Origin of the sequence: Gryllotalpicola kribbensis (assembly GCF_039538245.1) — a bacterium.
GTDB classification, from domain to species: domain Bacteria; phylum Actinomycetota; class Actinomycetes; order Actinomycetales; family Microbacteriaceae; genus Gryllotalpicola; species Gryllotalpicola kribbensis.
In genome coordinates, this window is the sequence record NZ_BAABBX010000001.1 from 91,130 (window position 1) to 112,532 (window position 21,403).

23 protein-coding genes are annotated in these 21,403 nt (G+C 69.3%); 6 read left to right on the forward strand and 17 right to left on the reverse strand.

Annotation, left to right across the window (positions count from 1 at the left end):
* Positions 1-16 precede the first annotated feature (16 nt).
* On the reverse strand, positions 17-304 hold the full coding sequence (locus ABD716_RS00480; RefSeq protein ID WP_344772663.1) for a PLD nuclease N-terminal domain-containing protein: 288 nt from the start codon (positions 302-304) through the stop codon (positions 17-19).
* 82 nt (positions 305-386) lie between these two features.
* Between ABD716_RS00480 and ABD716_RS00485 the strand changes: the two genes are divergently transcribed.
* Entirely contained in the window at positions 387-698 is a 312-nt protein-coding gene (locus ABD716_RS00485; protein WP_344772665.1) for a DUF4229 domain-containing protein, read from the forward strand.
* 79 nt (positions 699-777) lie between these two features.
* Here ABD716_RS00485 and ABD716_RS00490 read toward each other — a convergent pair whose 3' ends face one another.
* The 3 genes from ABD716_RS00490 to ABD716_RS00500 all read right to left on the reverse strand — a co-directional run bounded on the left by ABD716_RS00490 (position 778) and on the right by ABD716_RS00500 (position 3,962).
* Entirely contained in the window at positions 778-1,716 is a 939-nt protein-coding gene (locus ABD716_RS00490; RefSeq protein ID WP_344772667.1) for a 1,4-dihydroxy-2-naphthoate polyprenyltransferase, read from the reverse strand.
* A 25-nt stretch (positions 1,717-1,741) separates the two neighbouring features.
* Positions 1,742-2,938, reverse strand: a complete 1,197-nt coding sequence (locus tag ABD716_RS00495) for an AMP-binding protein (protein WP_344772669.1) — start codon at positions 2,936-2,938, stop codon at positions 1,742-1,744.
* 91 nt (positions 2,939-3,029) lie between these two features.
* The gene (locus ABD716_RS00500; RefSeq protein ID WP_344772671.1) at positions 3,030-3,962 is read right to left on the reverse strand and encodes a 1,4-dihydroxy-2-naphthoyl-CoA synthase; all 933 of its coding nucleotides are present in this window, start codon (positions 3,960-3,962) and stop codon (positions 3,030-3,032) included.
* A gap of 84 nt (positions 3,963-4,046) precedes the next feature.
* On the opposite strand from ABD716_RS00500, the gene ABD716_RS00505 reads away from it, so the two are divergent.
* Positions 4,047-5,540, forward strand: coding sequence for an LCP family protein (locus tag ABD716_RS00505; protein WP_344772673.1), 1,494 nt, complete (start codon positions 4,047-4,049; stop codon positions 5,538-5,540).
* The gene (locus ABD716_RS00510) at positions 5,540-6,565 is read left to right on the forward strand and encodes an o-succinylbenzoate synthase (protein ID WP_344772675.1); all 1,026 of its coding nucleotides are present in this window, start codon (positions 5,540-5,542) and stop codon (positions 6,563-6,565) included. The genes ABD716_RS00505 and ABD716_RS00510 overlap by 1 nt, the downstream gene beginning before the upstream one ends.
* Positions 6,566-6,804: 239 nt before the next feature.
* Here the strand turns inward: ABD716_RS00510 and ABD716_RS00515 are convergent, their stop codons facing one another.
* Positions 6,805-7,788: a zinc-dependent alcohol dehydrogenase family protein gene (locus ABD716_RS00515; protein ID WP_344772677.1), complete on the reverse strand. Its 984-nt coding sequence runs from the start codon at positions 7,786-7,788 to the stop codon at positions 6,805-6,807.
* A gap of 84 nt (positions 7,789-7,872) precedes the next feature.
* On the opposite strand from ABD716_RS00515, the gene ABD716_RS00520 reads away from it, so the two are divergent.
* Positions 7,873-8,241, forward strand: coding sequence for a winged helix-turn-helix transcriptional regulator (locus ABD716_RS00520; RefSeq protein WP_344772679.1), 369 nt, complete (start codon positions 7,873-7,875; stop codon positions 8,239-8,241).
* A gap of 13 nt (positions 8,242-8,254) precedes the next feature.
* On the opposite strand, the gene ABD716_RS00525 is transcribed toward ABD716_RS00520, so the two are convergent.
* Genes ABD716_RS00525 through ABD716_RS00535 form a run of 3 tightly spaced genes read right to left on the reverse strand, consistent with a single transcriptional unit; the run spans position 8,255 to position 13,108 of the window.
* The gene (locus ABD716_RS00525; RefSeq protein WP_344772681.1) at positions 8,255-10,792 is read right to left on the reverse strand and encodes a DEAD/DEAH box helicase family protein; all 2,538 of its coding nucleotides are present in this window, start codon (positions 10,790-10,792) and stop codon (positions 8,255-8,257) included.
* Positions 10,785-12,434 (reverse strand): Eco57I restriction-modification methylase domain-containing protein, encoded by a 1,650-nt coding sequence (locus tag ABD716_RS00530; protein ID WP_344772683.1) that lies wholly within the window; start codon positions 12,432-12,434, stop codon positions 10,785-10,787. The genes ABD716_RS00525 and ABD716_RS00530 overlap by 8 nt, the downstream gene beginning before the upstream one ends.
* Complete coding sequence (locus tag ABD716_RS00535) at positions 12,431-13,108, reverse strand: DNA methyltransferase family protein (protein ID WP_344772685.1); 678 nt, start codon at positions 13,106-13,108, stop codon at positions 12,431-12,433. Before ABD716_RS00535 ends, ABD716_RS00530 begins: the two co-directional genes overlap by 4 nt.
* Before the next feature lie 70 nt (positions 13,109-13,178).
* Here ABD716_RS00535 and ABD716_RS00540 point away from each other — a divergent pair, with 70 nt between their 5' ends.
* Positions 13,179-13,454 (forward strand): helix-turn-helix domain-containing protein, encoded by a 276-nt coding sequence (locus ABD716_RS00540; protein WP_344772687.1) that lies wholly within the window; start codon positions 13,179-13,181, stop codon positions 13,452-13,454.
* A gap of 46 nt (positions 13,455-13,500) precedes the next feature.
* Here ABD716_RS00540 and ccsB read toward each other — a convergent pair whose 3' ends face one another.
* The 5 genes from ccsB to ABD716_RS00565 all read right to left on the reverse strand — a co-directional run bounded on the left by ccsB (position 13,501) and on the right by ABD716_RS00565 (position 18,320).
* A complete protein-coding gene (ccsB, locus tag ABD716_RS00545; RefSeq protein WP_344772689.1) occupies positions 13,501-14,562 on the reverse strand; it encodes a c-type cytochrome biogenesis protein CcsB in 1,062 nt (353 codons plus the stop codon).
* Between the two features lie 9 nt (positions 14,563-14,571).
* Positions 14,572-16,098, reverse strand: coding sequence for a cytochrome c biogenesis protein ResB (resB, locus tag ABD716_RS00550; protein WP_344772691.1), 1,527 nt, complete (start codon positions 16,096-16,098; stop codon positions 14,572-14,574).
* A 208-nt stretch (positions 16,099-16,306) separates the two neighbouring features.
* Positions 16,307-17,068 (reverse strand): cytochrome c biogenesis CcdA family protein, encoded by a 762-nt coding sequence (locus ABD716_RS00555; RefSeq protein WP_344772693.1) that lies wholly within the window; start codon positions 17,066-17,068, stop codon positions 16,307-16,309.
* Entirely contained in the window at positions 17,065-17,667 is a 603-nt protein-coding gene (locus tag ABD716_RS00560; protein ID WP_344772695.1) for a TlpA family protein disulfide reductase, read from the reverse strand. Before ABD716_RS00560 ends, ABD716_RS00555 begins: the two co-directional genes overlap by 4 nt.
* A complete protein-coding gene (locus tag ABD716_RS00565) occupies positions 17,667-18,320 on the reverse strand; it encodes a histidine phosphatase family protein (RefSeq protein ID WP_344772697.1) in 654 nt (217 codons plus the stop codon). Before ABD716_RS00565 ends, ABD716_RS00560 begins: the two co-directional genes overlap by 1 nt.
* Before the next feature lie 152 nt (positions 18,321-18,472).
* Between ABD716_RS00565 and aspS the strand changes: the two genes are divergently transcribed.
* Positions 18,473-19,837 (forward strand): aspartate--tRNA(Asn) ligase, encoded by a 1,365-nt coding sequence (gene aspS, locus ABD716_RS00570; protein ID WP_344772699.1) that lies wholly within the window; start codon positions 18,473-18,475, stop codon positions 19,835-19,837.
* Between the two features lie 164 nt (positions 19,838-20,001).
* Here the strand turns inward: aspS and ABD716_RS00575 are convergent, their stop codons facing one another.
* The 4 genes from ABD716_RS00575 to ABD716_RS00590 form a co-directional block, all read right to left on the reverse strand.
* On the reverse strand, positions 20,002-20,310 hold the full coding sequence (locus ABD716_RS00575; protein ID WP_344772701.1) for a Dabb family protein: 309 nt from the start codon (positions 20,308-20,310) through the stop codon (positions 20,002-20,004).
* Positions 20,307-20,576, reverse strand: coding sequence for a glutaredoxin family protein (locus tag ABD716_RS00580; RefSeq protein WP_344772703.1), 270 nt, complete (start codon positions 20,574-20,576; stop codon positions 20,307-20,309). Before ABD716_RS00580 ends, ABD716_RS00575 begins: the two co-directional genes overlap by 4 nt.
* A gap of 121 nt (positions 20,577-20,697) precedes the next feature.
* On the reverse strand, positions 20,698-20,796 hold the full coding sequence (locus ABD716_RS00585) for a 30S ribosomal protein bS22 (RefSeq protein WP_003792170.1): 99 nt from the start codon (positions 20,794-20,796) through the stop codon (positions 20,698-20,700).
* A gap of 142 nt (positions 20,797-20,938) precedes the next feature.
* A complete protein-coding gene (locus tag ABD716_RS00590; RefSeq protein ID WP_344772705.1) occupies positions 20,939-21,385 on the reverse strand; it encodes an ArsR/SmtB family transcription factor in 447 nt (148 codons plus the stop codon).
* Positions 21,386-21,403 lie beyond the last annotated feature (18 nt).

Genomic DNA, 21,403 nt, shown 5'->3' on the forward strand with positions numbered 1-21,403 from the left:
TCGCAGAGCGAGCTACTCAACCGTCGGAACCGGATCCGCGGTCGCCGGGCTTCTTCGGCTCGCCGAGGCTCGACAGGAACTCGGCGTCGTCGTCAGGGGCGATCGTGCGCGGCTCGCGCGCGGCGGCGCGGCCGACGCCGAACCACAGGGCCGCCCCGACGATCGGGAAGATCACCACGACGGCGACCCAGGCGGCCTTCGGCACCCCGCGCACGTCGAGGCGGTCGGCCAGGCACACGCTCACGATCGAGTAGATGTAGAACACCGCGGCGAGGAACCCGATGACGAGCCACAGGCGGAACATGTGCTCATGGTAAGCCCGCCGCGCGGCCGGGGCGCCCGGGCATCGGGCGCACACACAGAACCGTGACTTTAGGCTTGCTCACGTGAGTGCCGAGAAGCGACGCATGCCGGCCTGGCTGCGCTACACGATCCTGCGACTGCTGCTGATCGTGGTGCCGCTCGCGATCCTGCTGATCGCGTTCGGGGCGCGGTACTGGCTGTGGTGGACCGTCGCCTCGGTGATCATCGGCTTCTCGCTGTCGTACATCTTCCTGCGCGGCCCGCGCGAGGCGATGGCGCTCGAGCTGGCCGAGCGGCGTGGGGCGAAGCCCGTCGCGACGGGCGACGACGCCGCAGAGGATGCCGAGATCGAGGCATCCGCTCATCGGGAAACGCCCGGCGCCGGCGCGAACTAGTTCCCGTTCCGGACGCTCGCGCCCGCGGCCCCGGCCGCGCACGTCCGGAACGGGAACGAGTTGCGGGCGGGAGCGAAGCTCAGAACGCCAGCGCGACGAAGAGCACCGCGGCGTACGCGAGCGCCGTGAAGCTCGTGAGCTGCAGCGACAGCACCAGCTCGCGGCCGGTGCGCCCGGTGAACGCGATGAGCGCAGCGGGCAGCGCGAGCAGCAGCACCAGCATGCCGAGCCACGCGATCGGGTAGACGAGAGCGAACAGGGCGAGCACCACGAACGGCAGGAAGAGGAAGACGCCGTAGAGCACCTTCGCCCAGCGGCGGCCGACCAGCACGGCGAGCGTGCGCTTGCGCGCCAGCCTGTCGGACTCGATGTCGCGCAGGTTGTTCACCATCAGCACGGCGCATGCGAGCAGGCCCGCGACGACCGAGCCGAGCCAGCCCTCCTCGCTCACGGTCTTGACCTGCACGTATTGCGTGCCCGCGGTCGCGGCGACGCCGAAGAAGAGGAAGACGAACACCTCGCCGAGGCCGTAGTAGCCGTAGGGTCGCTTGCCGCCCGTGTAGAACCACGCGGCGACCACGGCCGCCGCCCCGACGATCAGCAGCCACCACAGCTGCGTGTCGATGACCGTGACGACGCCGACGATCGCGGCGGCGGCGAAGAAGCTGAGCGCGACGATGAGCACGGTGCGCGGCTTGGCCTTGCCCGCCCCGGTCAGCCGCGCCGGGCCGACCCGGTACTCGTCGGTGCCGCGCACCCCGTCGGAGTAGTCGTTCGAGTAGTTGACGCCGATCTGCAGCAGCAGCGCCACGGCGAGGGCGGCGAGCGCGCGCACCCAGTGCCACTCCCCCGGGTCGCTGACGGTGCGGGCGGCTCCGGTTCCGATCAGGACCGGGGCGATCGCGAGGGGCAGCGTGCGCAGCCGGGCGCCGCCGATCCAGTCGCCGATCGTCGCCGGCGTCGCCTTGGCCGGGTTGCCGCCGGGGCGGCGCGTGTTCTTCTTGGCCTTCTTTGACATCTCGGGCGAAGTTTATCGGTGGCGGTCAGGCGCCCTTCGCGACAAGCTGTGCGAGTGCTAAACGATCGGGCTTGCCCGACGGCAGGTGCGGAATCTCCGCCACCGCCACGACCCGCGCGGGCGCAGCGGCGCGCCCCAGCGCGGTCGCCGTCGAGGCGCGGATGCCGGCGAGCTCCACGCCGGCGCCGTGGGCGGTGACGACGACCGGCACCTGGCCCCACTGGGCATCGTCTGCGGCCACGACAACGGCGTCCGCAAGCCCGGGAAGCGACTTCACATGTCGTTCGACCGCATCGAGCAGCACCTTCTCGCCGCCCGAGATGATGACGTTGTCGGCGCGGCCGAGCACGGTGACCGTGCCGTCGTCTGCGACCTCGCCGAGGTCGCCGGTGCGGTACCAGCGCGTGCCGTCGGCGTCGGCCGCGAACGTCGAGGCGGTGCGCTCGGGGTCGCCGAGATACCCCTCGGCGAGCGTCGGGCCGGCGAGCTCGAGCACGCCGCCCGCGCCCACGCGCGCGCGGGTGGCGCCGATGGGCGTGCCGTCGTAGACGCAGCCGCCGCTCGTCTCGCTGGAGCCGTACGTGCGCACGACGCGGATGCCGAGCGCCTCGGCGCGCCGCCGGAGTTCCGGCCGCAGCGCCTGCCCGCCGACCAGCAGGGCGTCGAATCGGCGCAGCGCCTCGGCCGCAGCGGCGTCTGCTTCCGTGGCGTCGACGAGGCGCGCAAGCTGCACCGGGACGATCGAGGCGTAGCGCTGGGGCGCGCTGAGCCGGGCGGATGCCGCAACGAAGGCGGCCGCGTCGAAGTGCCCGCCGGGCATCACGATCGGCTCGGTGCCCGCGTGGATCGAGCGCACGAGGACGTTCGTGCCCGCGACGTAGTGCGCCGGCAGGCAGAGCAGCCACTGCCCCTTGCCGCCGACGGCATCGGCACTCGCGGCCGCACTCGCGAGCAGCGCGGATGCCGAGAGGCCGACGCGCTTCGGGGTGCCGGTCGAGCCGGAGGTCTCGATGACGAGGGCCACGTCGTCGGGGACGGCCTCGTCAGGAGAGGGTCTCGATACGGTCGCAGAGCGACCTACTCGACCATCGGGTGAAGCGGTCGAGGGGCGGGTCGCGTCGAAGGGGAGGATCGCGGGGCCCGTGCCGTCGAGCGCCGCGCGCAGAGCCGCCACCAGCGCCGGAACGTCGGAGTCCGGCATCCGTTTCAGTTCGCGCGTCATCGCTGCTCGCTCGCGCGGTCAGCGAGACGTGCGAAAACGGGGAAATGCGGCGCCGAAAGCCCGTCTCGGCACCCCTCGATCGCGCGTGCCATCAGAACTGCCACGGGAAGGGCGACCAGTCGGGCGCGCGCTTCTCGAGGAAGGCGTCGCGGCCCTCGACGGCCTCGTCGGTGCCGTACGCGAGGCGGGTCGCCTCGCCGGCGAAGAGCTGCTGGCCGACGAGCCCGTCGTCGACCGCGTTGAAGGCGTACTTCAGCATGCGGATCGCCGTCGGCGACTTGCCGAGGATGGTGCGCGCCCACTCGAGTGCCGTCGCCTCGAGCTCGGCGTGCGGCACCACGGCATTGACCGCGCCCATCTCGTAGGCGCGCTGAGCGGAGTACTCCTGCGCGAGGAAGAACACCTCGCGGGCGAGCTTCTGCCCGATCTGGCGCGCGTAGTAGGCCGAGCCGTAGCCGGCGTCGAAGCTGCCGACATCGGCATCCGTCTGCTTGAATCGCCCGTGCTCGGCGCTCGCGATCGTGAGATCCGCGACGGCGTGCAGCGAGTGGCCGCCGCCGGCCGCCCACCCGGGGACGACGGCGATGACGACCTTCGGCATGAAGCGGATGAGGCGCTGCACCTCGAGGATGTGCAGGCGGCCCGCGCGCGCGGCGCCCGCCGGCGAGACGGATGCCTCGTCGTCGCTGTACTTGTAGCCGTCGCGGCCGCGGATGCGCTGGTCGCCGCCCGAGCAGAACGCCCAGCCGCCGTCCTTCGGGCTCGGGCCGTTGCCCGTGAGCAGCACCACGCCGACGCGCGGATCGGTGCGCGCGTCTTCGAGCGCCTCGTAGAGCTCGTCGACCGTGTGCGGCCGAAACGCGTTGCGCACCTCCGGCCGGTTGAAGGCGATGCGGGCGACCCGGCCCGCGATGCCGTCGCCCGTCGAGAGGTGATAGGTGACGTCGGTCAGCTCGTCGAAGCCGGGCGCGACCGCCCACTGCGTCTCGTCGAAGATCTCGGAAACCCTGCGCGCGTCGGCCATGTCCTCCACCTTAAGGCTGACTTTCACGCCGTTCGGGGCGTGTGCAGACCGCGCGCACAGGGGGTGTCTGTACGTTGTCTGCTGGTGACCCGATACGACGATCTGCCTCTGTACGAGCCGGAGCACAAGCCCCGGCAGTGGTCCGACGCGCGCAGAAAGCGCTTCCGCCGCACCATGGCGTTCATCGCCGGGGGTCTCGCCCTGCTGCTGGTCGCCGGCTTCGGCTACGTGGGCTTCACCTATTGGCACTTCTCGAGCGGCATCCACCGCATCGGCGGCGTCGTGGGCGACGACAAGCCGGGCACCGCGCAGAACATCCTGCTGATCGGGAACGACCAGCGCCCCGCCAACATGACGCCCGAGCAGTACGCCGAGCTGTCGACGACCGATGACGGCGGCAGCGCGAACACCGACACGATGATCCTGCTGCACGTGCCTGCGAACGGGTCGTCGGCGACCCTGATCTCGTTCCCGCGCGACTCGTACGTGTCGATTCCGGGCCACGGCAAGGGCAAGCTGAACGCGGCCTACGTCTACGGCATGAACGACGCGTCGGGCACCGCCGACCAGAAGGACGCGGCGGGCGTCAAGCTGCTGATCAAGACGATCCAGAACCTCACCGGGCTCACGGTGAACCACTACGTCAAGGTGAGCCTGCTCAGCTTCTACAACATCGCGAACTCGCTCGGGCCGGTCACGGTATGCCTCAACAACGCGGTGAACGACCCGTACTCCGGGGCGGACTTCCCCGCGGGCGTCCAGAAACTGGACGCGCGGCAGGCCCTGCAGTTCGTGCGACAGCGCCACGGCCTGCCCAACGGCGACCTCGATCGCGCCGCTCGCCAGCAGTACTTCCTGTCGATGGAGGCGCAGCAGATGCTCTCGGCCGGCACGCTGCTGAACCCCGTCAAGCTCAACAAGGTCGTCGGCGCGGTCAGTTCGTCGCTCGAGATGGACGATCAGCTCAACCTGCTGTCGCTCGCCACCCAGCTCAAGGGCCTGAAGAGCGGGGGCATCCGCTCGGCCACGATCCCCCTGCTGCCCGACCCCTATGCGACCATCAACGGCCAGTCGGTCGTCATGATCGACTACGACGCGCTGCCCGACTTCATGGCGAGCGTCACGGGCGGCAAGACCGCAGCCCAGCGCGTGTCAGAGGCGAAGGCGGCCGACCCCTCATCCGTCACGGTCGACGTGCTGAACGGCGCAGGCACCGCGGGCGGCTCGAGCACGGCGCTCGCGACCTACAAGTCGCTCGGCTTCCAGACCGGCCAGCCGACCGACGCGCCCGCCTCGCAGCAGACCACGACCGTCTACTTCCCGAAGGGCGACGAGTCGCAGGCCAAGGCGGTGCTCGCCCATCTGCCCGGCGCTGCGGTCGCGCAGTCCTCCGACTACGAGCACGTCACCGTGATCCTCGGCACCGACGGCAAGATGCCGGTGGGCGCGTCGGATGCCTCGAGCGGCGGCACCTCGTCGGGTTCGGGCTCGTCGAGCTCGCCGTCGAAGTCGCAGGCGCCCGCGCCGTCGCCGAGCGCGTCGACGAAGAACTACAACAAGACCACCTGCATCAACTGATGGGTGCAGCGTCGGCCGCCGTTCCGCCCGTTCTTCCTGAGCTCGGCGAGGTGCTGGCCGGTGTGCGCGTGGTCGCCCTGCCGATGGTGACGCGGTTCCGCGGCATCACCGTGCGAGAGGCCGCCGTGTTCGAGGGCCCGAACGGCTGGACCGAGTTCAGCCCCTTCGTGGAGTACGGCGACGACGAGGCATCCGCCTGGCTCGCCGCCGCCTACGACTACGGCTGGGGGCCGCAGCCCGCGCTGCTGCGCTCGTCGATCCCCGTGAACGCCACGGTCCCCGCCGTCGCGGCCGACGCGGTGCCGGGTGTGCTCGCGCGCTTCCCCGGCGCCCGCACCGCGAAGGTGAAGGTCGCCGACCCCGGCCAGACGCTCGCCGACGACGTCGCTCGCGTGGCTGCGGTGCGCGAGGCGCTGGGCCCCGAGGGGCGCATCCGCGTGGACGCCAACGCGCTGTGGAACGTCGACGAGGCCGAGCATGCGATCCGCGCCCTCGAGCGGTTCGACCTCGAGTACGTCGAGCAGCCGGTCGCGACCGTCGACGAGCTCGCCGAGCTGCGCCGGCGCGTCTCTCGACTCGGCATCCTGATCGCCGCCGACGAGAGCGTGCGCAAGGCGAGCGACCCGCTTGCCGTCGCCCGGGCGGGCGCGGCCGACGTGCTCGTGATCAAGGCGCAGCCGCTCGGCGGGGTGCGCGCGGCGCTGGCCATCGTCGCGGAGGCCGGGCTGCCGTGCGTCGTCTCGAGCGCGCTCGACACGTCGATCGGGCTCGCGATGGGCGCGTCGCTCGCCGCCGCGCTGCCCGCGCTCGAGTTCGACTGCGGGCTCGGCACCGCCGCGCTGTTCGAGAGCGACGTGACGGATGCCCCGCTGCTGCCCGCTCGCGGCCAGATCAGCACCGGTCGGGTGGCGCCCACCGAGGCTCTGCTCGAGGCGAACGCCGCCTCGCCCGAGCGCCGCGCGTGGTGGCTCGCTCGCATCGAGCGCTGCCACGCGCTGCTCACGCTGCCCTCGCGGCGACAGTAGATGCCGTTTCCGCGCGCCGGGCTCTGATCGGGCGACAATAGGTGCCGCTGCGCTCGCGGTGTTTCGGCGTCTAGTGTCGCCGCACGGCCGCCGCGCGGGGCTGAAGGCCATCTCATGTCGCCGGGGCCGCCGCGCACCGCCGCCGCACACGGCGGCCCGCCGGCCGCCGTCTCGACCGGCACCGCGTCGTCGGTGGCGGCCGGGCCCGAGGACGGCCAGGGCGACCGCCCCGCGCAGGCTCAGTGCATGACGACGATCTTCCTGCCGCCGTGCGCGCCCGCTTCGAAGCGGCGATGAGCCGCCACGATGTCGTCGAGGGGAACGACGGTGTCGATGGCGGGCCGCAGCTTCCCGCGGCTCACGCCGGCGTTGAGGGATGCCGCCATCCGCGCCACCACCGCGGGGTCGCTCAAGCGCCCGAAGCCGTAGTAGTCCACGACCTCGACCGAGCCGTCGGCGGAATCCGGCGCGGGGCGCGGGTCGAGGAAGCCGGCCGCGACCACCTTCCCGCCCGGCCGCGTCGCCGCGACGAGCTCACCCTGACCAGGACCCCTGACCAGATCGAGCACGAGGTCGACGCCGGCGCCGTCGGTGAGGCGGCGCACCGCGTCGGCGACCTCGTCGCGGTCGGTGGCGATGACCTCCGCCGCGCCGGCCGCGCGCAACTCGCCAGCCTTGGCGGACCGGCGCGTGATCGCGATCGGCACCGCACCGAGCTCGCCCGCGATCTGGATCGCCGCGCGCCCCACGGCGCCCGAGGCCCCCGAGATCAGAACGCGCTGCCCCCGCCTCAGCCGACCCTCCTCGACGAGCGCGCCGTACGCCGTCGAGAACCCGACCCAGCTGGCCGCCGCCTCGGCGACGTCGAGCCCGGCCGGCCGCGGAACAACCGTGCTGGCCGGGACCGTCGTGTAGTCCGCGTGGCTGCCTCTCACCCAAGAATCCGGGATCGCGGTGATGATGACCGGGTCGCCCGCGCGCACCGCGGTGACTCCGTCGCCGACCGCGTCGATCACTCCGGTCGCCTCGACGCCGAGACGCGCGTGCGGCAGCGGCACGGGCGCCGGCGACGTGCCCGCGCGAATCATCGAGTCGAGCGGGTTCACCGCCGACGCCTCGACGCGCACCCGCACCTCGCCGGCGGCGGGCTCGACGACAGGTTCGTCGACGATGTGCAGGACCTCGGGTCCGCCGAACTCGTCGAAGACGACAACTCGTGGCATGGCTACTACTCCTCAGGCATCCGTTCGCTTCTGGCCGCTATTCACGCTAGGAAGCCGCGTGTTACCTGCGGGTACCGTGGAACCATGCAGAATCTGGCGGGGCCCGGGGTCCTCTCCGACTGCCCGACCCGCCTCACGGTCGAGATCCTCTCTGAGAAGTGGGCGGCGCTCGTGATCTTCGCGCTCAGGCAGGGGCCGCGACGCCACGGCGAACTCGTGGATGTCGTCGGCGGCATCTCGAGGAAGATGCTCGCGCACACGCTGCGCCGGTTGGCCGACTACGGCCTCGTCGAGCGCCGCGCCGGCGCTTCGCGCCGCATCGAGTACCGCCTCACCGAGCTCGGCGAGACGCTCATCGGGCCCATCGAGGTCCTCAACGACTGGGCGCGCGACAACGGCGGGGCCGTGACCGCCTTTCAGGAGCGCGCCGAGGGCGAGGGGCCGCTCGCCTGACGGCGCAGTTCGGCTACTCGACAGCGACGACCGTGTCGTAGAGGCCGTAGCGGCGCAGCCCCCGGTGCGACTCGATGCCCGTGTACGAGAGCGAGGCATCCTCGTAGCGCCGGAACGCGAACACCGCCTGGTTCATGTGCGCCGCGTTGAAGACACCGAGGCCGACCAGCAGGTTGAAGTCCTCGACGGTGAGGCCGGTGACGGCTTTGAAGAGCTCGGGCTCGAGCTTCGTGATGACGTCCTGCAGGGTGTTCTCGCGGAAGTCGGTCAGGTACATGAACGCGGGAATCCGGGTCGCGAACTTGATCAGCTTCTCCTGGATCTGCTTCCGCTTGGACGTGTACTCCTTCTCCTCCGCGGTCAGCTCGGCCTTCGTCGCCCTGTCGACGTCCTTGCCCTCGAGCTTCTTCTTCGTCTCCTTGAGCTTCTCGGACTTGTTGACGACCGTCTCGAACACCGACGAGCCCAGGGCGCGGAATCCCTCGATGTTCATGACGGCGTTCATCGCGGCCTCGCTCGCCATGATCTTCTTCAGCGTCACGTTGTCGACGTTGACGAGGATCGCGGATTCCCATTTGCGTGCGAGCAGGGTGGCGGAGGTGCCGGCCATGGCGATGTCGAGGATGCCACCCGCGTCGACCTGCGACATGTGCGCGCCGTCGTAGGCGAGCACCGGCAGGAAGTTCACGAGCTCGGCGACGGCCTTCTCGGGGTTCGACTCACCGGGCGCGAGGCCGATGCCGTACTCGCTGATCTGGCGTAGCGCCCTGGTCGGGGCGAAGTCGAAGACGAAGCAGACCGGCTTGAGGATGGCCTCTTCGTTCGGGTCGTCGCCGTTCGGATTCGTGATCGACCACGGCGACTGCACGCGGAAGGCGGCCTGGAAGTAGGTCTCGGGCGCTTTGAGGTTGCGCAGCATGAGGATCGACGACCACTGTGCGACCGTCACACCCGTCGTGAGCTTGCCGACCGTGAGCGTGATCGTCTTGGTGTCGAAGCCGTTGCCGATCGCCTTCCGCACCGGCGGCAGGGCATCGAGGCCGATGCCGACACCGGGCGCCGAGACGTTGACGACGTCATAGTCGTGCCAGAACACGTTCTGCGGCTCGGCGAGCAGCTTCGCCATCGCCGTGCACGAGTTCACGCGGGGAAGCATCCAGATCGAGTGCTGCAGGTACGGCAAGAGGCGCGTGTCGGAGTACGGCAGCGGCGGCCGCTCGCCGGTCTTGAGCGCATCGAGCTGGGTCGGCCGGTGCTCGCCGCGGATGAGGTTCAGCCACTTCTGCACCTCGTCCTTGTGCACGAACTCGGCGTCGTCGCCCTCGCCCCTCGCCTCGAAGAAGGCGTTCAGGTCGAACTCGTCGTGCTCGCCGCCGCTCGCGACGGAGAGGATGTCGTCGGGCATCCGGTACGTCATCAGCCGCATCTCGGGCAGAGAGGCATACGGATTCCGCGCGCCGGGGTATTTCTGCGCGTATTCGAGCTTGGCGCGCTGCTCGTCGGTGTAGGTCCAGTTGAAGATCTGCTCTTCGATGAATCGGCCGGTGGCGAGCGCCTTGAACGGCGTGCCCGAGAGGTAGAGGTACGCGCCGGCGTAGATCGGCACGAAGGCGTCTTCGTCGTTGTGCAGCTCTTCGATCTCTTCGGCGAAGGTATCGAGAGCCGGATTGAACTCGGCGTCTGTCTCGCGCTTGCGCGCGGTGTCGTCCTCGCCCTCGAAGAGCTCCTTGGCGGTGTCGCGCCAGGCGCCGAAGTGGTACTCGTCGAAGACGACGAGATCCCACTTCTCGTCGCTGAGCCACTTGTGCTTCGGCTTGAAGTTGCCGGCGGCGTCCTTCCCCATCAGGTCCTGGAAGGAGCCGAAGTAGACGAGGGGTCGCTCGGGGTCGGCATCCCCCGGGTCCCCCTCGCTCTGGCGCGACAGGTACTGCCAGCCGTCGAAGTCGGCATGCGACTCGAGGTCGGTGCGCCACGCGTCTTCGACGGCGGGCTTGAAGGTGACGACCAGCACGCGGCGGGCGTTCATGCGCTTCGCGAGCTGGTAGGTGGTGAAGGTCTTGCCGAAGCGCATCTTGGCGTTCCAGAGGAACTCGGGGACGGCGTTGTCGTCTTCGGCCTTGACCGATGCGAAGTAGCGCAGGGTCGCCTCGACGGCGCGCTCCTGCTCGGCGCGCATCGGGAACGTCTCGTGGTGGGTGCCGCTGAGCGTCAGGCCTTTTCGCAGTTCGGTGATCGCGGTCTGCACATCGGCGACGCTGCAGCGCATCCACTCGAGCATGGGGTTCTCGAAACCCTTCTGCTTGAGCCGGGCACGCACCTCGTGGTCGCGGAAGAAGCTGCCGTCGTCGCGCACGGCCGGCTCGTCGAGCACGATCGTGTAGTTCTCGATCGCCGCGGTCTTGAGCTGCTGGGCAACGCGCACCTTGACGTCCTGCGTGGTCTGCCCGACTTTGAGCAGCCCGGCGTGCGCGTCGTCGTGGATCTCGTATGCGTAGATGCGCAGCTTCGACTCGGGCTTCTCGGGAAGCAGCGCCCCGATGGGCTTAGACATCGAAGTCCCCGGCCCACGAGACTTCGGTCACCTGCGATTCGATGAACGCGACCTCTGCGGCGGTGAGGCCGTACTTGGCATACAGCTCAGCGTCGGTCCACGTGCGGTCCCAGCTCTGAAGGGGGACCCACCGGTAGGTCGCCTTCGTCGCGTCCTGGGTGATCTTGCGCAGCGAGACGAGGAACCGGAAGAACCGCGTCGCGTAGTACGACGCGACGCTCACCGCCTCGCTCTCGGTGCCGACGTGGAAGAACAAGAACGACTGCGTGCACACCGACGGCGACGGCGCGATCTGCGGGCGGCCCAGAACATAGTCGGGGACGGCCCCGCCGCCGGACCCCGCCTTCGGCACCAGCACCTTCCACGTGTCGATGAGCGCGGCGCTCTTCGACACCTCCGCGCGCGCGATGAACCCGATATCGCGCTTGGCTTTCCGCACGTAGTACAGGGGCACGTCCCCTGGCTGCTGCCGAGCGTGAAAGCCGTCGAAGTTCGAGGTCCAGCCGAACTCCTTGTCCGCCGAGAGGATCGTGTTGACCGACACCTCGTTCGCCGAGAGCACCTTCCGCAGGATGTCGACGGCCCGCGCATCTCGGACGAAAACGTCGTACTCGCCGAGGTCGCGGGCCACCGGGCCCGTCACTTCCTTCCCGCGAACGGTCGTCACCTCGCAGAGGCCGTCGTAGTCGGCATCCCACAGGAATGTGCACACACCGCCCTTGACCTCGACCCCGGTGAACACGTCCTTTGCGACGGGGTAGTCGGTCAGCGCTCGCAGCCGCCTGTCGTGCAGCATCGATTCTCTGAAGTCGCGCAGGCCAAGGCCGGCGGCCATCCATCGCGAGGGAATCACCATCGTCAGCAAGCGGGGCTCGAGAGCCATCGCCTGCTCGACGAAGTGCTGATAGATCGGAACGTCGCGGGTGCCGCCGTTCGAACCCAGCTGGTACGGCGGGTTCCCGATGATGACGTCGAACTGCATGTCGGCTCCGAACAGCTCGCCGATTCGAGCCTTGATGTCGTCGGTGTGGATGAACGCGTACGCATGGGTCTCGAGATCGTCCTCGCGGCCGTACTCGGCTTCGCTCGCATCGCAGAACGCGCACCTGCCGGTTCCCACGATCTGCACAAGCGCTTCCTCGCCGGTCAGAGGGTCGACACGGCGCTCCCTCTTCCGCTCGATCCACGTGTGCTCGGTGCGCTCGAACCAGATGTTGCCGTCTGCGGTGTCGAACGACCTCGCGATCGAGTGCGGCCCGTTGGCGAACTTCGAGCAGTAGACCGAGCGCCGCGCGAGTAGCGCGGTCAGCTGCGTGATCGCGATTCCGAAGACCTGCTTGGTGAGGATGTGGTCGACGCGCTCCTGCAGATCAGGCATCCGCTCGGCGAGCCCGACCGTGAGCCGCGACACGATCTCGCGCAGGAACACGCCCGACTTGGTGAAGGGGTCGAGGAAGGTCACGGTCGGGTCGGCCCAGATGCTGGCGCCCTCGTTCGCCTCGGCCCACGCGAGCTCGAGGGTGTCGAGCATGCGGTTCGCGAGCTCGGGCGGCGTGAACACCTCGTCGTTCGACAGGTTCGCGATGCAGGTGAGAACGTCGGGGTTGTAGCCCGCGAGCGCGAGCGGCGCCTGGCCGGTCACTGCGTGCCCGCCCGGGTTTCGACAGGCTCAACCGGCGACGATGCGAGTTCTTGCACGGTCATGCGCGGGTAGCTGCGCACCGGCGTGAACACCTCATGCTCTTCAAGAGCGTCGAAGAGCGTGCCCTGGAAGGAGGCGCGCTGCGTCAGGTTGTCGAAGCGGAAGTCGCGCCGCTGGTACTTGCCGCCGCCGAGGTAGCCCCACTCGGGGAAGATGATGTGCTCGCCCGAGCCATCCGTCATCTTCAGCGCGTCGCCCTGCACGACGTTGACGGCGAGCACGACGGATGCCGCACGTGCCCACACGTCGTCGGAGCCGGCTCTGAGGAAGCTCGTGAAGACCTCGAGCAGGTTCGCGCGGCACTCGGCCACGTTGTCGGGCAGCAGCTCGATGCCGTAGACGCACATCAGCGCGAACAGCGCGTAGTGCCTCTTCTCGAAGTCGCTGCGCCCGTGCCGCGCCTTGACGGCCGCGAGCTTGCGCGCGAGCACCGGCACGAGGAAGTTGCCCGAGCCGCACGCCGGCTCGAGGAAGCGCGCGTCGATGCGCTCGGTCTCGGACTTGACCTGGTCGAGCATGTCGTCGACGAGCCAGCCGGGCGTGAAGACCTCGCCGTGGTCTGCCACCCGCTGGCGCGACTTCACCAGGCGGGCGGTGGAGTCTCGTTCGGGCACGCCTTAACGGTACAAGTACCCGGTGACATTCGCCCTGGCACCAGTGTTGGGGCATCGTGAGGCTAAAGAGGTGCCCCGAGTCGCCTCAGATGCCGCTGCCTACATCGGCAAGCGCATCGCCGAGCAGAGGGCGCTCGCGGGGTTCACGCAGGATCAGCTCGCCGTTGCAGCGAGCATCGACTCGTCGAACGTGCGCGCATACGAGAGCGGGCGGTCATTGCCCAACATCCGGCTGCTCGTGCGTATTGCGACGGCACTGAGCGTCGAGCCGGGTGTGTTCCTCAACGGCCTCACGCCCGAGATCTTCGGCGACTCCGTCGAGCCGGCGCAGCGCAAGGCCGGCTGAAAGAGCCGGCTGGCAGGCGCGTCGAGAAGCGCCCCGAGAAGCGCCCCTAGTTCGTGAGCCCCGAGTACGAGTGCAGCCCGTGGAAGAACACGTTCACGATGCCGAAGTTGAACATCACCGCGACGAAGCCCGCGATGGCGAGCCACGCCGAGGGCTGACCGCGCCAGCCGCGGGTCGCGCGCGCGTGGATGTACCCGGCGTAGATCACCCAGATGATGAAGGTCCACACCTCTTTGGTGTCCCAGCCCCAGTACCGGCCCCAGGCCTTCTCGGCCCAGATGGCGCCGGCGATGAGCGTGAACGTCCAGCAGATGAAGCCGACGATGTTCACCCGGTAGCTCAGGTTCTCGAGCGTCAGCGCGTTCGGCAGCGTCTTGAGGAACGGCAGCACGGGCGGCAGCGACAGCGCCTCGCGGCGCTCACGCCAGGTCTGCAGCAGCTGCGCGGCGGCGAGCGCGAAGCCGAGAGCGAAGAACCCGGTGCCGAAGATCGCCACCATGATGTGGATCACGAGCCAGTACGACTGCAGGGCGGGCGGCAGCGGCACGACCGGCACGTAGTAGCGCACCTGCGCCACCATCAGCAGCACGCACACGAGACCGAGGATGAACGTGCCGATCCAGCGGATGTCCCACCGCAGGTTCGCGAACAGGAACAGCCCCACGATCACGAGCGTGCCGGTGAGCGAGAACTCCCACATGTTGGCCCACGGCACGCGACCGGCGGCGATGCCGCGCGTGACGTCGGAGAGCAGGTGGATGATCCACGCGCCCCACGTGACCGCCATGGCCGCGCGCAGCATCTTCGAGCTGCTGGGGACGCCTGTGGAGCCGGGCTTCGCCGACGCGGTCGGCCGCACGAGCGTCGCCGTGGCAGAGCCGCCCGAGCCGCTCGTCCCCACCGAGCCCGCGGCCGCCGCAGAGCCGCCCGCCGCCGCGGCCTGGCGCTCCGCGGCCCGGCGCTCCACGGCGCTGCGCACCGCGGTGGGGGCCGCGCCCTGCGAGCTGCGCTTGGCGAGGTCAAGCGCGAACAGGGCGGTCGCGACGACATACAGCCCCATGACCACGTAGATCGCGATCTCGGAGATGGTGGAGAGGGTCTCGGTCACGTCGTTACGCTACGCCTTCGAGTTGTTGAGTTCGCCTACAGAACGAGCATCGGGAAGTGAGGCTGCGTGGGCGGATGCCAGCGCCTCGACCGCCTCGTCGAGGCGCGGGTCCTCACCGCGGGCGAGGCCGGCGTATTCGAGGGTCACCTGCCCTGCGGCATCCGGCTTCGCCTTCACCCACATGCGGCGCCGCGGCACGAACAGCGACGTGAGCAGCCCGCCCAGAATCAGGATCGCGAACACCAGCACCCAGCCCTGCGTGGGGTCGTGGTGGATGTCGAGCGACGCATACCGCTCGACCCGGTCGAAGGTCACCGTGCCGAGGCCGCCGGGAAGCTTCGCCGTCTCGCCGACGCCGAGGTCGAGCGCCGGCGACGACTTCACCCCGGGCCCCGCGATCTGCGTGAGGTGGTCGGTGTTGAGCTCGTAGACGGACTGGGGAACACCCTTGTCGAGGCCGAGGTTCCCCGAGTACACCGTGAGCGAGACGCGCGGATTCTTGAGCCCGGGGTAGCTCGACACGAGCTGGCCGTTCGCGGCGCGGCCCGCCGTCGGCATGAAGACGCCGGCGATGCCGAGCTGCTTCTTCAGCCCGTCGGTCACCTTGATCACGCCCTGCGAGGTCATGTTCGCGTCTTCGGCGAGGAACGGCGTCGGCCCGCTCGCGACGACCTCGCCCTTCGCGTTGCGGAAGGTCAGCACCGGCGAGTAGCCGTTGCCGAGCAGGTAGACACTCGTGCCGTCGATGCGCAGCGGGTGGTTGACCTTGATGTGCGCGTCGTAGCTGGTTCCGTCGCTCTTCGTGGCGGTGACGCTCGCGTCGTAGTCGAGCGGCTGGCCGAGCGCGTTCTTGTTCGCCGACTCGTATTCGACGGCCAGCTTCTTCACCGTGACCGAGTACGGCGGCAGGTTCTCGCCCGTCACCCAGCGCCCGGGATTGAACGAGTCGAGGTTCACGCTCGTGTCGACGAAGGTCTGCCCCACCGTCACGATGCGCTGCGCTGTCCAGCCGAAGCTGCTGCCGATGCCGACGACGATGAGGATGCCGAGCAGGGCGATGTGGAAGACGAGGTTGCCCGTCTCGCGCAGGTAGCCGCGCTCGGCCGAGACGGACTTCTCGCCGCGCGGCCCCTCGAAGAGGGCGGTGCGATACCCCTGTGCCGCGAGGATCTTCCGCGCCTCGGCGACCGCGGCCGCGGCATCCGTGCCCTCCGGCGCCGTCGTGCTGCGGAAGCCCGCCATGCGGTTCAGCCGCACCGGCGTCTTCGGCGGCTTGGCCATCATCGCGTCGACGTGGTGCTTGACGCGCGGGATGATGCAGCCGACGAGCGAGACGAACAGCAGCAGGTAGATGGCCGAGAACCACACCGAGGAATAGGTGTCGAACAGCTGCAGCTTGTCGAGGATCGGGTACAGCGTCGGGTGGTCGAGCTGGTACTGCGTGACGCCGTTCGGGTCGCTCAGGTGCTGCGGCACGAGTGAGCCGGGCACCGCGGCGAGGGCGAGCAGCAGCAGCAGGAACAGCGCGGTGCGCATGCTCGTCAGCTGGCGCCAGAACCAGCGCGCCCAGCCGATGGGGCCAAGCTTCAGGTTGCCGACGGATGCCCCGCCCGCACCCCCTGCGCCGCCGTCGTCCCCCGCGGGGTCGACGGTGTCGATGTGGTCGCTCGGCAGCAGGTCGCCGCCCGCGCTGCGATCGAACTGCGAGGTGCGCGCGGTCGCCGGGGTGCCGGCCTCGTCGAGATCAGACTGCGGTCTGGAAATAGGGAAGCACCTCCTGCAGCTTGAGGACCATCTCGTTCCACAGCCCGCTGACCATGAGCACCCCGATGGCGACGAGCAGCGCGCCACCGATCAGGTTCACGAGGCGGATATGCCGCTTGAGGAATGCGACCGCGGACGACGCCCAGCCGAGCCCGAGGGCGATCAGCAGGAACGGAATGCCGAGGCCGAGCGCGTAGCAGAGCGCGAGCAGGGCGCCCTGCCACGGCGAGCCGCTGTTGAAGCTCAGGCTCGAGATCGCGGCGAGCGTCGGGCCGTAGCAGGGGCTCCAGCCGAGCGCGAAGACGATGCCGAGCAGCGGAGCGCCTGCGAGGCCCGAGCGAACCCGCCAGCCCGGCTTCACGATGCTCTGCAGGAACGAGAACTGCCCGATGAACACGAGGCCGAGCAGAATCACGATGGCGCCGGCGACGCGGGTGATCACGTCGCGGTAGACGCCGATCCACAGCCCGAGGCTCCCGAAGACGTAGCCCGTGATGACGAACACGACCGCGAAGCCGAGCACGAACAGCCCGACGCCGAGCCCGAGGCGGGCCTGACCGCGCCGGTCGCCCTTCGCGGCGGTCGAGCGGCCGTCGGTGAATCCGCCGATGTACGCGAGGTAGCCGGGCACGAGCGGCAGCACGCACGGCGACGCGAACGAGACGAGCCCGGCGAGCAGCGCGATCGGCACCGCGACGACGAGCTGCCCGCTCGAGACCAGCTCGGCGAACGGGTTGTTCACGAGCGGCCTTCGGCGAGTGCGCTGTCGATCAGCGTCGACACCGTCGAGGGCTGGTCGTTGATCGGGCCCTCGATGCGCGCCGCGACGCGGCCCTGCTTGTCGAGGATGATCGTGGTCGGCGTCGCGTTCGGGCGATAGGTGCCGCTGAACGCGAGCTGCACGGCGCCCTTCTGCGCATCGAGGATCGACGGGTAGGTCACCCCGAACGTCGTGTCGAACGACTTCGCGCTGGCCGCATCGTCGCGCGTGTTGACGCCGACGAAGTCGACGCCCTTGCCCGCGTACTGCGTGCTCAGCTTCTGCAGCGTCTTCGCCTCGACCCGGCACGGCGGGCACCCCGCGTACCAGAAGTTCACGACGATGACGTCGCCCGCGTGGGCCGCGGTCGAGAAGGTCGAGCCCTCTTCGGTCTTCCCCGAGAACGGCACGGCCTCCTTGCGGTCGGCCGGCTTGATCTCGGTCACGCCGGTGCCCGAGATGTAGCCCTTGTTGTCGCCGTTCTCGTACTGCGACTGCAGGGCGGTCGCGGTGCAGCCCGAGAGCACCGTCGCGGCGATCACGGCAGAGGCGACGGATGCCAGAACTCGACGCCCCCGCATCACACCGCCCCCACGTCGACGGCCACGCCCTGCAGCTCGCCCGCCGGGTCGGTGTAGCCGACCTCGCGGATCGTGCCGTCGGCGCCGCGCTCGAAGCTCGTGATGCTCGACAGGTTGCAGCGGCGCTGGCGCGGATCGTGCATCAGCCGCTCGCCCGCCAACGAGAGGTGCGTGACCCAGATCGGCAGCTGGTGGCTCACCATGATCACGTCGCCGGGGTCGTCGCCCGACAGGGGCGGCAGCTCGAAGGCATCCGCCATCGCTGCGGTCATGCGGGCGACGATCGAGCTGTAGGCCTCGCCCCACGAGGGGCGCAGCGGGTTGACGAGCCAGGGCCAGTTGACGGGGTTCTTGACCGCCTTCTCCATCACCTTGCCCTCGAAGTGGTTGCTCGGCTCGATGATGCGGGGGTCGGTGCGGATGTCGAGGCGCAGCGCCGACGAGATGGGGGCGGCGGATTCCTGAGCCCGCACGAGCGGGGAGGCGATCAGCGCCGCGACCGGCCGCTCGCGGGCGACCAGCTCGTCCGCTGCGGCCTGCGCCATGCGCCGACCGAGCTGCGAGAGGTGGAACTCGGGGAGTCGGCCGTAGAGCACATGGTCGGGGTTGTACACCTCGCCATGGCGCACGAGATGCACCTGCCGACTAGCCACGGCGCAAGTCTACGGAGGCCGTTCCCCTGAAATCCCTGCGAGCCGGGCGTTGTGCCGCCGGGGTGCGGTTCGCCTCGCGGCCCACAGGATCGGGGAGCAGGGTGCACGACGGTCTGCCGGTTTCGCGGGGCACGCCCCGGTACGATTGCCCCGTGACTCACCGCACCCTCATCAAGGACCTTTCCGCTCTTCCCGACGGCCCCGTGACCGTCGCCGGCTGGGTCGAGACGGTCCGCGATCAGAAGAAGGTGCAGTTCGTGGTGCTGCGCGACGAGTCCGGTGCGCTGCAGCTCGTGAACCCGGCGACGCGCGAGATCTCGCCGGAGGCGGCCTCTGACACCGAGGGCGCCGCGGCGGCGGCATCCGCCCTCGCACTCACCGAGTCGATCTCGGGGCTGTCCCTCGGCACCTTCATCACGGTGACCGGCGGGCTCAAGCACGACGAGCGCGTGAAGCTCGGCGGCCTCGAGGTCAAGGTCGGCACCCTCGACGTCGCGGGGGCGTCGCTGCCCGAGGCGCCGATCGCCGCCGACTCGAGCCTCGACAAGCGCCTCGACTACCGCTGGCTCGACCTGCGCCAGCCGAAGAACGCGCTCATCTTCCGCATTCAGACGACGCTCGAGCACGCGTGGCGCACCTGGTGGGTCGACAACGGATTCGTCGAGATCCACACCCCGAAGCTGATGGAGTCCCCGTCAGAGTCGCGCGCCGAGCTGTTCCAGCTCGACTACTTCGACCTCGGCACCGCGTACCTCGCGCAGAGCCCCCAGCACTTCAAGCAGATGGCGCAGGCGGCCGGCTTCGGCAAGGTCTTCGAGATCTCCCCCGTCTTCCGTGCCGACCCGTCGTTCACCTCGCGGCACGCGACCGAGTTCATGTCGGTCGACGCCGAGATCTCGTGGATCGACTCGTACACCGATGTCATCGACATGCAGGAGCAGCTGCTCGCCGCTGGCCTCGCCGCCGTCAAGGCGAAGCACGGCGACGAGATCCGCGAGCTGTTCGGCATCGAGGTCGAGGTTCCGGCGATTCCGTTCCCGCGCATCCCGCTCGCCGAGGTGCACGAGATCTTGAAGAACGAGCGCGGCTACACGGTGCCGCGCGAGGACGGCGACCTCGACCCCGAGGGCGAACGCCAGATCAGCGCGTATGTGAAGGAGAAGTACGGCCACGACTTCGTGTTCGTGACGGACTACCCCGCGAGCATCCGCCCGTACTACCACATGCGCGATGCAGAGACCGGGCTGACCAAGTCGTACGACCTGATCTACAACGGCACCGAGATCACGACCGGCGCGCAGCGCGAGCACCGCATCGACGAGCTGCTCGCGAACGCGAAGGACAAGGGCCTCGACCCCGCCGGCATCGGCGAGTACCTGGAGTTCTTCAAGTACGGCATCCCGCCGCACGGCGGCTTCGGCATGGGCCTCGCCCGCGTGCTGATGCTGCTGCTCGGCGAGAGCTCGATCCGCGAGACGACCCTGCTCTTCCGAGGCCCGACCCGCCTCGCGCCGTAACCCCCGGCCTCGGCCGCGCCCGAGTCCCCCGGCCCATGTCCCCCGAAGTGTGAGTTTGGGTTCCCTTTTCGTCAGACAAGGGACCCGAAGTCACACTTCGGGTGAGTTCGAGATCGAGCTTGAGCTCGAGATCGGGATTGAGTTCGAGCTCGAGCTCGAGGCGGCTACAGCGACCCGTCGACCGCCACGCGCGACTCGGGGTTGACCACCGTGCGGATCCAGGCCGCGGCCTCCTGATGGGCGGGGTGCACGATGTACTGCTCGAGACCGGCGGCGTCGGCGAAATCTGCGACGACGGCGACCGAGTTGGTCGTGCGCTCGTCGACCTCGTCGATGATCACGGCGATCGACTGGATCGACGGCACCACACCCTCGAGCGCGAGCAGGCGCGAGCGCACGCCCTCGGCATCCGCACGGCGCTGCGCCGCGTCATCCGACTTGAGGGTCCACGCGACGATGTGACGCAGGGTCATACGAGCTCCTTGAGTGCCTTCTCGAAGCGCGCCGGGTCGACGCGCCAATAGGTGTGCATCTTCCCGTCGATGAGCACGACCGGGATCTCCTCACCGTACCGAGCCTGCAGCGCCGGGTCACCGAGGATGTCGATCTCGTCGACCTGAAGATCACGATCTCTGGCATCGGATGCCTGCACCCGCGCCACCACGTCGTCGACGACTTTCCTCGCGTCATCGCACAGGTGGCAGCCGGGCTTCGAGTAGAACGTGATGCGGTGGGGCACGCCTCCAGCCTAGGCACGAGGTCTCCATTCGGCTTCGCCGAGTCGACCGGCGGCCGGCATCCGATCAACAGAAGAAGCGCCAAGGCGAATGCCCTGGCGCTCTCTGCTGGCAGATCGAGATCTACTTCTTGTTGCGACGCTGGTGGCGCGTCTTGCGAAGCAGCTTGCGGTGCTTCTTCTTCGCCATGCGCTTGCGGCGCTTCTTGATGACAGAACCCACGGAAACCTCACAAAGATCGGGGATGCCGCACGTCGAGCGCGACACAAACAGCCATCTTACCAGCCGCAGGAAGTGGCCCCGAACCGCCTAGAACGACCCAGAACGGCTCCGCCCGACCAGTGAGTGCCCGAGCAGTGCCCGCCTACCGCTTGACGCGTGAGGCGAGCGCGGCGGCACGGGCGGCAGCCCCCGCGGCGACCTTGCCGACCGACGCCGCGAACTCCTTCTGGGACTCGGAGAGGCCGGTCGCCCCGAAGCCGACCGACGACGCGGCGCCGATGGCCGTGGCATCCGCCGCGTCGCTCGGCTCCTCGGCCGTGCCGAGGAACGGGAACAGCCACTCGTCGACCTCTTCGAGCGGCGACGGGTCGAGGTGGTAGTAGCGGTGCTGACCCTCCTCGCGCACGCGCACAAGCCCGTAGTCGCGCAGCACCTTGAGGTGCTTCGAGACCGTCGGCTGCGACAGCTCGAGCGCCTGCACGATCTGCGACACCGACACCTCACCGCTGCCCGTGGTCTGGGATTCCAGCAGCACCTGCAGAATCTCCCGCCTGGTCGAGTCGGCAACGATGTCAAAGATGTCGGCCATAGGGGCAAGAGTAGCCAG

Excerpts from the sequence above, each read along its gene's own strand:
- ABD716_RS00525 (WP_344772681.1), bottom strand. The coding sequence starts at position 10,792 with ATGTCTAAGCCCATCGGGGCGCTGCTTCCCGAGAAGCCCGAGTCGAAG.
- resB (WP_344772691.1), bottom strand. The coding sequence starts at position 16,098 with ATGCGCACCGCGCTGTTCCTGCTGCTGCTGCTCGCCCTCGCCGCGGTG.
- ABD716_RS00500 (WP_344772671.1), bottom strand. The coding sequence starts at position 3,962 with ATGGCCGACGCGCGCAGGGTTTCCGAGATCTTCGACGAGACGCAGTGG.
- ABD716_RS00495 (WP_344772669.1), bottom strand. The coding sequence starts at position 2,938 with ATGACGCGCGAACTGAAACGGATGCCGGACTCCGACGTTCCGGCGCTG.
- ABD716_RS00575 (WP_344772701.1), bottom strand. The coding sequence starts at position 20,310 with ATGACCCTGCGTCACATCGTCGCGTGGACCCTCAAGTCGGATGACGCG.
- ABD716_RS00510 (WP_344772675.1), top strand. The coding sequence starts at position 5,540 with ATGGGTGCAGCGTCGGCCGCCGTTCCGCCCGTTCTTCCTGAGCTCGGC.
- ABD716_RS00520 (WP_344772679.1), top strand. The coding sequence starts at position 7,873 with ATGCAGAATCTGGCGGGGCCCGGGGTCCTCTCCGACTGCCCGACCCGC.
- ABD716_RS00490 (WP_344772667.1), bottom strand. The coding sequence starts at position 1,716 with ATGTCAAAGAAGGCCAAGAAGAACACGCGCCGCCCCGGCGGCAACCCG.
- ABD716_RS00480 (WP_344772663.1), bottom strand. The coding sequence starts at position 304 with ATGTTCCGCCTGTGGCTCGTCATCGGGTTCCTCGCCGCGGTGTTCTAC.
- ABD716_RS00560 (WP_344772695.1), bottom strand. The coding sequence starts at position 17,667 with ATGCGGGGGCGTCGAGTTCTGGCATCCGTCGCCTCTGCCGTGATCGCC.
- ABD716_RS00515 (WP_344772677.1), bottom strand. The coding sequence starts at position 7,788 with ATGCCACGAGTTGTCGTCTTCGACGAGTTCGGCGGACCCGAGGTCCTG.
- ABD716_RS00590 (WP_344772705.1), bottom strand. The coding sequence starts at position 21,385 with ATGGCCGACATCTTTGACATCGTTGCCGACTCGACCAGGCGGGAGATT.